Raw genomic sequence first — 5,707 nt, 5'->3', positions numbered from 1 at the left:
TCCTTCTTGGCCACACCGGTGAAGTCGCGCCGCAGCAGGGCCGCAAGCACCACGACGTCGAGCTGGCTCTGGTGGTTGAAGACGAAGACGGCCGGCCGGTGGAGCCACAGATGCTCCTCCCCCTCGACCTCGAGCGTCACCCCTGCTCCGGCGAGCGCCAGCTCTGAGCTCACGGCCGCCGCGACGGTGAGCGCCACTCGACGGTCCTGGTTGAGCAGCCCTGCCCCCAGACCGGCGGCGACGCCGGTGAAGAGCCCCGCGAACGACGCCGCCGAGCGCACGACGTTGCCCGGGGTCAGCCGTCGCTCCCGATGCAGCCGGTGAATCGGCCAGCCTCGCTCCGCCGCCGCCGCGGTGAGGGTGCTGTCGGCGTTCAGGGGCCGCGGTCGCCCGACGGTCTCGAGGTAGAAGACGTCCTCTCCCCCGTTGCCGTAGGCATAGGACTCCGAGAGGTCCAGCCCCCGTTGGGCGGCAAAGCCCTCCACGGCCTCCGCCTTGCCGGGACCCCAAAGGATCGGCCCGTCGACGTGCCCGGTGACGATGCCGTCGAGCGCCTCGACCTCGGTGACCAGCAGGTGCTCGATCCCGAGGTCCTCCGCGGCTGCCTGGGCCTGGAACCGCGTGGCGGACGAGGCGAGCGCGACGGTGTGCCCGGCCCTGAGGTGGGCGCGCACCAGCCGGCGCGCGTCGGGGTAGAGCTGGCCCGAGATCCGGGAGCGGAAGAGCTGCTGGCCCATCTCCTCGAGCTCGATGAGGCTCTGGCCGCGCAGCGCGCCGAGCCCGACCCCGACCAGGCGGGTCACGTCGTGCCCTCGCTGCTGCATGTTGAACACCTCGACCAGGGTGGCCAGGAGCTCCTGCGGGCCCACCGACCTGCTGGCGAGACGGTCGCGGAAGTAGAGCGCCGCCGAGTAGCCGTGGATCAGGGTGCCGTCGAAGTCGAAGAAGGCCCCCACCTCGGGGCCCTGCGGACCCGCCTCGACGGCGGCGAGCAGGTCGTCGATGTCCGCCATGGCTCAGTGCTTCACGGCGATCGAGCGAACGACGCCGATGGCGTCGACCGCTGCGGCCAGCTCGTCGGCGAGGTGCTGCCGGCGCTGACGGAGCTCGTCGCCGCCGGGTCCGAGCAGCTCACGGTTACCGGCGAGCTTGAGGGCTCCACCCATGAGGTCCTTGGAGATCGACTCCGGCGAGTGCAGATCCTGCTGCAGCCAGCGCTGGTGGGCGACGCCGAGGCTCTCGGCGACCAGCGCGTCGCCGTCCAGCGGTGCCGCGGGCTCGCGCGTCACCAACCGGTCCGCGACCACGGAGTAGGCCTCGAGGAACGGCCCGATGACCCGGTGCGCCAGGAGGAGGTGGGAGTCGGTGACGAGGGCAGCGATCTCCTTCGCGGTTGGCTTCTCCTCGATCCAGCGGGGCCGCACCAGCTCCATCTCGTAACGCAGCTGGGCATCGAACTCACGCTTGGTGGCGAAGAAGAACTCGTACTTGAGGAGGTCGCGAAGGGCGAGGGCTCGCGCCCAGGTGGCGGCGACGACGGCTGCGTGGTCGGCGGTGTCGGTGAGGGGGTCGTGCGAGGCCTGGACGAGCGCGACCTCGAGGATCGCCCGGTCGGTGAAGTAGTGCGTGACGGTGTTGCGGTAGAACGCCGCCTCGTGCTGGCGGTCCGGCGCGATGGCGTAGACGGGCTCCAGCCCGCCGGCGTACTCGACCACGACTCCCTCACGCACCAGGGTGGCCAGGGCGCGACGCAGCCCCTCGGGGCGTCCGAGGTCGACGTCGGCGGTCAGCGGCAGCTGACGCCGCCGCACGTAGGCGACCAGAGGCTCGAGCACCTCGAGGGTCTCGGCGAGCGTCATGGCCCGGCCGTCGTTGTCGAGGAGGCCGAAGGCGACGAGCGCCGACGGCGTGATCGGGGTCGCGGCGTTGATGCGGTGGGCCACCTCGAAGGCGACGCGCGGCACCACCTCGGTCAGGTCGTCGGACTCAGCGCGCGACCCGGCGTCCGCCAGGGCTTCGCGCAACGAGAGCGGAGGGCCGAACCGCACGTGCACGCGACCGCGGCGCCGCCCCTGGGCCCGGGCGAAGCGGTAGAGCCAGGTGAGGCTCTCGGGCGCCTTGGTGCCGCCGCTCTCCTCGCGCGAGAGAGCCGAGACCTCGTGCTGCTGGTCGTAGACGATGGAGACTGGCACGAGGTAGGCGTCGTCGGAGGTGTTGCCGTTGGCGCGGAAGGCGTCGACGAGGTAGCGCAGCACGCCCATCCGCGGCGGCCGGAGCTTGCCCGTGCGCGTGCGACCGCCTTCGAAGTACCACTCGAGGTTGCAGTGCTGACGCAGCAGGAAGCCGAGGTAGAGCCGCAGCATGGCCGGGTAGACGGCGTCGTCGCGGCTGGAGCGTCGGATGAAGATGAGGCCGCTGCGCTTGCCTAGCTCGGACAGCGGCCACATCGCGAGGTTGATGCCGCCGAGCGTGTAGTTGCTCGGGAAGCCGTGGCCTGACGTGGCCGCCCGGAGCACGAGCGGGTCGAGGTAGGAGCGGTGGTTGGGCAGGAACACCAGCGAGTGCTTGCGTCCGAGCTCGGACAGCTCGGCGAGCCTGGTGGTGTCGACGTCGACCTCGTACGAGCGCGTCAGCCACCGGCCCATCCGGTCCCAGATCTTGGAGGCCGACTCGTCGACGAACGCCGCCATCTCGGTCAGCGCCGCCTCGGACTCCGCCCGCAGCTCCTCCTCGGGACGGCCGGTGCGCTCGCGCAGCGCGGCCAGTGCCTCGGTGTACTGGGTCGTGCCGAGAACCAGCTCGACGGCCCTGCGTTCGTGATCGACGGCGCTCATGGGCGCAGCCTAGTGGCGCGGGTCACAACGCGCGCTGCGAGCATGGAGTCATGGCCGACTCAGGAACCCGCAAGACCAAGCCCACGTCAGACGACGTCGCGGCCTACCTCGCCGGGGTCGAGCAGCCCGGACGCCGCGCGGATGCCCAGGACGTGCTCGCTCTGATGCGCGAGGTCACGGGAGCCGAGCCCGTGATGTGGGGTGCCTCGATGGTCGGCTTCGGGACCCTTCGCTACACCACGGCCGACGGCAAGCGGCACGAGTGGTTCGCCGTCGGGCTGGCTCCTCGCCAGGCTGCGCTGACGCTTTACGGACTGACCTACTACGGCAGCAACGCCGACCTCCTCGAGCGCCTCGGCACGCACACGACGGGCAAGGGCTGTCTCTACGTGAAGCGTCTGGAGGACGTCGACACCGACGTCCTGCGTGAGCTGGTCGCCCGGGCCTGGGCGACCAACCACGCAGACGACCTCAGGCCGGAGTGATGTTGTTGTTGATGCGGAACAGGTTGCCGGGGTCGTAGGTCGCCTTGACCGCCCGCAACCTGGCGAGGTTGCCGCCGTACTGCTGTCGGAGCACGGTCTCGTCGGTGGCGTCGTCTCCCGAGAAGTTGAGGTAGGCACCTCCCGCGCCCTGCAGCCGACCGGCCTCCGCCATGGTGTCCTGCACCCACGCGCGAACGGCCTCGTAGTTCGCCGGATCGTAGGTGTTGCCATCGATGCTCAGCATGAAGGGTGCGCTGCGATCGCCGAACGCCGTGTCCTCGGCCGGGACGGCCGCCGTGGCACCGCCCATGATCGGGACGTGGATGAGCACACTGGGGTCCGGGCGCGACATCGCCTTCGAGTGGATGAACTCCAACGTCTCGTCGTTCAGCTCGTCGAGGTAGGTCGACTTCCAGTAGCTGTGATGGCCGGTGACCAGAGGGTCGAAGCCGGCCTGGAGCGCACGATAGTGCGGGAGGTGCTCACTCATGTCGAAGAGTGGCTCGCCGAGCCCGCGGAACTCCTCGATGGTCGACTGGCCCTCCTGTTGATCGCCGGCGTACAGCGCCGCCACGATGAAGACGTCCTTGCCCTGGAGCGGCGGCGGCAGGTCCGGCGCGGCCGGCAACGACCAGTACAACGCCCGCGTGGTGACCTCGTCGCCACAGCGAAGGGCGAGGTCACGCCACTTGGGCATGAGTTCTCGGCCGGCCGAGGCCTCGTGGAAGACCACGGCGAGGGCGACGCTGGGCCCGATCTCGCGCGCGGTGAAGGTGAGGTCGACCGCGACCCCGAAGTTGCCCCCGCCGCCACGGAGCGCCCAGAACAGGTCGGCGTTCTCATCGGCGCTGGCGGTCACGAGGTCCCCGGACGCCAGCACGACCTGGGCCGAGAGCAGGTTGTCGCAGGCCAGCCCCCACTTGCGGTGGAGCCAGCCGATGCCTCCCCCGAGGGTGAGTCCGCCGACCCCGGTGGTCGACACGACACCGCCGGGCACCGCGAGACCGAAGACCTGGGCCTCCCGGTCGACCTGACCCCACGTGGCGCCGCCCTGCACACGGACCGACTTGTTGACCGGATCGACCCACACGGCGTTCATGTCGCGCAGATCGAGCACGAGCCCGCCGTCGACCGTGCCGTGACCGGCCACGTGGTGACCGCCCCCACGCACGGCGAGGAGCAGGCCTCGCTCGCGAGCGAGGCGTACTCCGTCGATGACGTCGGCCTCCCCCGAGCACCTGATGACGAGACCAGGACGACAGTCGATCGCGAGGTTCTCGACCGCTCTCATCTCGTCGTAGCCGGGATCGCCCGGCGCGTACACCTGACCGCGGAACACCGTGCGGAGCTCGGCGACCTGGTCATCTTCGAATCGGACGGTTCCGCTCTGAGTTGCTGCAACTGAAATGGACATGGGTGGCACTTTCCGGCGCTGGAGCGCGCATCTGCCCGAGACCCGTTGTTCGGACCGCTCTCGTCACCACCCCCAGACCCTGAGCGGCACCGAGCGGCACCGCCACCGCTTCCACCATCCTCGCGGCGACCCCAGAAAGCAATGGCACGAACGGGCTAGGAGTTGACCTGTTCATGACAGCTCGGCGTGCCACGCACGAGGACCGCGGCGACGACGAGGCTCCAGAGGCCGAAGACGACCACGGGGGCGTGCACGAGGACCGGGCTCGTGGTCGTGTCGGCCAGCCCGTAGAGGAACCCGCCGCCGGTCTCGGCAAGGCAGTGCTCGCGACGCGCGACACCGCGGGCGTGGAGCGGCTGCTCCCCCGTGACCTGGTCGCCCTGACCCCCGGCACCAACACCGACCACGACGCGCTCCTGCGCGAGCTCGCCCAGGTGCGCCGCGACGGCTATGCCGTCGACCGCTCGGAGAACTCCGCCGACGTGCAGTGCTACGCGGTCGCGATCGTCCCTCGGCACAGCGCTGTCGTCACGGACGCCGTGAGCGTCTCGGTGCCCCTCTTCCGCCACACCGACGAGCTCGCGGCGCAGACCATCGCCCGTCTGCTGGAGGTCAACGACAGGCTGCGCAAGGTCTCCTGAGGTCAGACCAGCTCGGGAACCCGCAGGTGCGCGACGACCAGCTCGAACTCGGCCACGTCCATCACGTCGACGCCGACCTCGCGCACCGCGGACTCCCGGAGCGCCCAGCTGCGGTCGCGGCTGGCGGCCATCGACTCCGCGGTGTCGTACGTCGTCGTGCTGCACGCGCGACCCAGGTCGCGGTTGATCATCAGGCTGGTGCTGCAGAACCCGGGGAGACCCTCGATGGCCGGCAGCACCGAGGTGCGATAGCGCTCGATCCCCCGCTCCACGTCGCCGTGGTTGAGCCGCAGCCAGGTCACGCGGCAGGCCGCGCCCTGGGGGGCGGCGTGG

5 protein-coding genes and 1 pseudogene are annotated in these 5,707 nt (G+C 70.5%); 2 read left to right on the top strand and 4 right to left on the bottom strand.

What is annotated here, in order from left to right; all coding sequences use genetic code 11:
- The coding region (locus tag VOI19_RS12915) for an HAD-IB family hydrolase (protein ID WP_323793369.1) at positions 1-1,013 on the bottom strand (1,013 nt) is incomplete at its 3' end.
- Between the two features lie 3 nt (positions 1,014-1,016).
- Positions 1,017-2,834: a 1-acyl-sn-glycerol-3-phosphate acyltransferase gene (locus VOI19_RS12910; protein WP_323793368.1), complete on the bottom strand. Its 1,818-nt coding sequence runs from the start codon at positions 2,832-2,834 to the stop codon at positions 1,017-1,019.
- A gap of 50 nt (positions 2,835-2,884) precedes the next feature.
- Here VOI19_RS12910 and VOI19_RS12905 point away from each other — a divergent pair, with 50 nt between their 5' ends.
- Positions 2,885-3,319 carry a DUF1801 domain-containing protein gene (locus tag VOI19_RS12905; protein ID WP_323793367.1) on the top strand — a complete coding sequence of 145 codons (435 nt, stop codon included), beginning with the start codon at positions 2,885-2,887 and terminating at the stop codon, positions 3,317-3,319.
- Here the strand turns inward: VOI19_RS12905 and VOI19_RS12900 are convergent.
- Complete coding sequence (locus VOI19_RS12900) at positions 3,306-4,733, bottom strand: FAD-binding oxidoreductase (protein ID WP_323793366.1); 1,428 nt, start codon at positions 4,731-4,733, stop codon at positions 3,306-3,308. The genes VOI19_RS12905 and VOI19_RS12900 overlap by 14 nt on opposite strands.
- Before the next feature lie 173 nt (positions 4,734-4,906).
- On the opposite strand from VOI19_RS12900, the gene VOI19_RS12895 reads away from it, so the two are divergent.
- On the top strand, positions 4,907-5,374 hold the full coding sequence (locus VOI19_RS12895; RefSeq protein ID WP_323793365.1) for an IclR family transcriptional regulator C-terminal domain-containing protein: 468 nt from the start codon (positions 4,907-4,909) through the stop codon (positions 5,372-5,374).
- A gap of 2 nt (positions 5,375-5,376) precedes the next feature.
- On the opposite strand, the pseudogene VOI19_RS12890 reads toward VOI19_RS12895, so the two are convergent.
- Positions 5,377-5,707 (bottom strand): annotated as a pseudogene (locus VOI19_RS12890) (hypothetical protein); the annotation flags it as partial.

The organism is Nocardioides sp., assembly GCF_034670285.1.
Lineage (GTDB): Bacteria > Actinomycetota > Actinomycetes > Propionibacteriales > Nocardioidaceae > Nocardioides.
Note: the sequence above shows the minus strand (reverse complement) of the source record. Positions and strands in the feature narration are given on the sequence as shown.